The organism is Flaviaestuariibacter flavus, assembly GCF_004337505.1.
Classification (GTDB): Bacteria; Bacteroidota; Bacteroidia; order Chitinophagales; family Chitinophagaceae; genus Flavisolibacter; species Flavisolibacter flavus.
Genome location: NZ_SJZI01000018.1, coordinates 1 through 2,879 on the forward strand (window position 1 = coordinate 1; position 2,879 = coordinate 2,879).

Here is a 2,879-nt window from a genome sequence, read left to right on the forward strand (position 1 = left end):
CATTTGGAATGCAAATGCCAGGAAGGGCATTTGCCGCGGGAACGGGCTACAGGTATGGGTTTAATGGGAAAGAGGATGATCCAGACCTTGCCGATGGACTTATTGCTTTCGAGGCTCGTGCATATGATAGTAGGATAAGCCGATTTTTTAGCAATGATCCCCGCTCAGAGGAGTATCCTTGGCAATCACCTTATGCTTATTATAGCAACAGTCCAACTGGCGTAATCGATTTTAATGGAGAAGGAGACTATTATAAGAAAGACGGAACTCACTTGGGAAATGATGGCAAGAACGACAACAAATTATATACTGCTGAGAGAATGAGGGTCGTTATATCAGAAAAAAAAGATGCCAATGGTAACGCCATAATGTTAGGAGGAAAACGAGTCGTGGAGCAAATAAAAGTATTCGAAGGAGCGATTAAGCTCAATATGAGTCACAGTGATTTTCAAGAGGCCGTAAGTATAGTGAGGCAAGAAGGTGATTCTAAAGATCCCGCCGAGTATAAAGTTTTAGCTAGTATTTTCTTTAATCATGCTGGGAATGATCCCACAAAGCTTGTTCAAACAATAAGAAAAGAATCATCAGTGTACAGAGTTGGAAAGCCGAAGGATCGATTCTCACCTGAGGATAATTCGATACCGGTTATTTCTAGTAGGGCAGGTATTTTGAATCGGTTAATTGGCGGTCCAGACTTATCTGGTGGAGCAACTCAGAACGACGGTAATGATTTTTTTGCATGGGGCTTAACAAGGGGGAAATGGCACAATGGCAAACATGCAAAATTTACGGAATACCAAACCATAACGATCAGTAAGGATATATTTGATAAGGCGGTATCTAACTTGCGAGCCGCTCATCCGAAAGGGACCGTCAAATTCAGCGCGTTTGGATTAGGAACAATGCCAATTATAGAATCTGTGTTTCTGGATTGGAGAAACTTCGACAAAAACGGAAACTTCATTTATCAAACAGGTGTAAAAAATGGTCGGCACCTCGAAGCAACGGCTACCGCAGGGGAAACTATTTATTGGAGAGTCAATATAAAACGATGAGAGCAATAATTTTGTTAGTTATGGTCCTACCGCTTTTGCAAAGCGCAAAATGCCAGGGAAATTCATTTGATCGGTATTTGCAACATAAAGGCCAAAAGCCGATCATGAATAATTACAATAGGTTTACAATTACCTTAAAAAACAATTGTTCAATTGGGTTTTCAAAAGACGATACACTACAGTATACTAACCTTATTACGAAGGACACGATTTACCCATTGATTTCAGAGGAAATCGGCTCTGGATTAAAGTCGCTGGGTGGACTCTTCGCAGACTTTGATAGCAGCTTCATTTGGGGGATAGCAATGGGGGATAATATTTATGGAAAGATTTATCAGAAATTCAGACCAGCCAATGTCAGCGGAGAATTTATTCTTATATCAATCTATAAAAATGCCAATCAACAATACGCATTGATGGCAGATCCCAATTATGATGTCTCGGTGAAAAAGTTTTTTATCTACACGGGAAAGAAACTGAAAAAGTATAGCCTAAATAACGGTATTCACTCCAGCAGAATTAAATACCTACAAATCGCTAGCTTGGGGCATGATAAGCCAAAATTAATAGACAGTAAAACAAAAATTGTCTATTGGCTTAAGCCTTGATAAAAGGCACATAAAATTTACATTGTCGTAATATTAAAGGCCATAAAAGAAATACTATCCATTTGGAATGCAAATGCCAGGAAGGACATTTGCCGCGGCGAAGGGCTACCGGTATGGATTTAACGGAAAGGAAGAAGACCGAACCCTTACCGAATCAAGCTTGGACTTCGGAACAAGGTTCTATGACGCGAGAATCGGTAGATGGCTTAGTGCTGACCCCTTGCGTTTCTTCGCTCCATTTGAAACCCCTTATCGATTCGGGCATAATGACCCTATTCGGTACAAAGATCCGGATGGAAAATGGGAAGAAGATGGTCATTACTGGACGGTGTACGCTCTCGGCATGGCTATGGGGTTATCTAAATCGAAAGCTCAGTATTTAGCTTCAAAAGCTGAATTTTATGATCACCATACTTTACCAAATAGTAAAATGTCACTACACTACTCTCACGAACACGGCAAAACGGGATTAGCGCTCGGGCTTGGTACATGGTCAGATCGAGAACTTCAAAAAAGCTGGCACGGCCTAACAGGTGGTCGCCAATCTGAAGTTTTAATTGACGCTATGAATAATATTTTGATGAAGGGCGACCTTAATCAATTACACAAAGTAGGGGACGCTTGGGCTCATAGCTATATTGATGAAAATGGTGAGCGCACTATGTGGGGGAAAACCACAACTTGGATTCCAGGTTTAGGCAGGATAACTCTCGAGCATGCTTTTGAAGGAGGTCATGGAAACAAAGATGCTGACAACTTGAATAAAAGGCCTGGCGAGTATCAGAAATATATTCAATCTCTAGTTCAGATCTACAATAGCAAATCTTTTGCATTTAACTCGGATGTGAAAAACGGACGCCCCGACCTATCGATATTCACTTTTGTACAAAAAAACGGGGGTAATAAAGAAGGAAACATCTTTCTGTTAAGTTCGTTCATTGATATGAAAGCCGGTGCTAAATCAATTTCATCCACCAACAAGGGGCATATTGAGAAATTCAAGTCGTATTTGGATCAGCAAGGCATCAAATACACTCTATCCGAAGGACAAGCACAGGCGACACTACTTCCAAAAGGATGTGTTACAGGTCCCGTGAACTATACAATCACATTTCAAAAGCCCGAATCAAAATAATAATGGCCAAGTCAAGACTTCGTAATGTTATGGTATCGATTCTAGGCGTTGAGGTATTGATATATTTAGCTGGCGTCGTGG

2 protein-coding genes and 1 pseudogene are annotated in these 2,879 nt (G+C 40.8%); all 3 read left to right on the forward strand.

What is annotated here, in order from left to right; genetic code table 11:
• Positions 1-1,055, forward strand: a 1,055-nt coding sequence (locus EPD60_RS07665; RefSeq protein WP_131448503.1) for an RHS repeat-associated core domain-containing protein, incomplete at its 5' end; no start/stop codon positions are given.
• 20 nt (positions 1,056-1,075) lie between these two features.
• Entirely contained in the window at positions 1,076-1,663 is a 588-nt protein-coding gene (locus tag EPD60_RS07670; protein ID WP_131448505.1) for a hypothetical protein, read from the forward strand.
• Between the two features lie 64 nt (positions 1,664-1,727).
• Positions 1,728-2,798: pseudogene (locus tag EPD60_RS07675) on the forward strand (RHS repeat domain-containing protein); the annotation flags it as partial.
• Between the last annotated feature and the right edge of the window lie 81 nt (positions 2,799-2,879).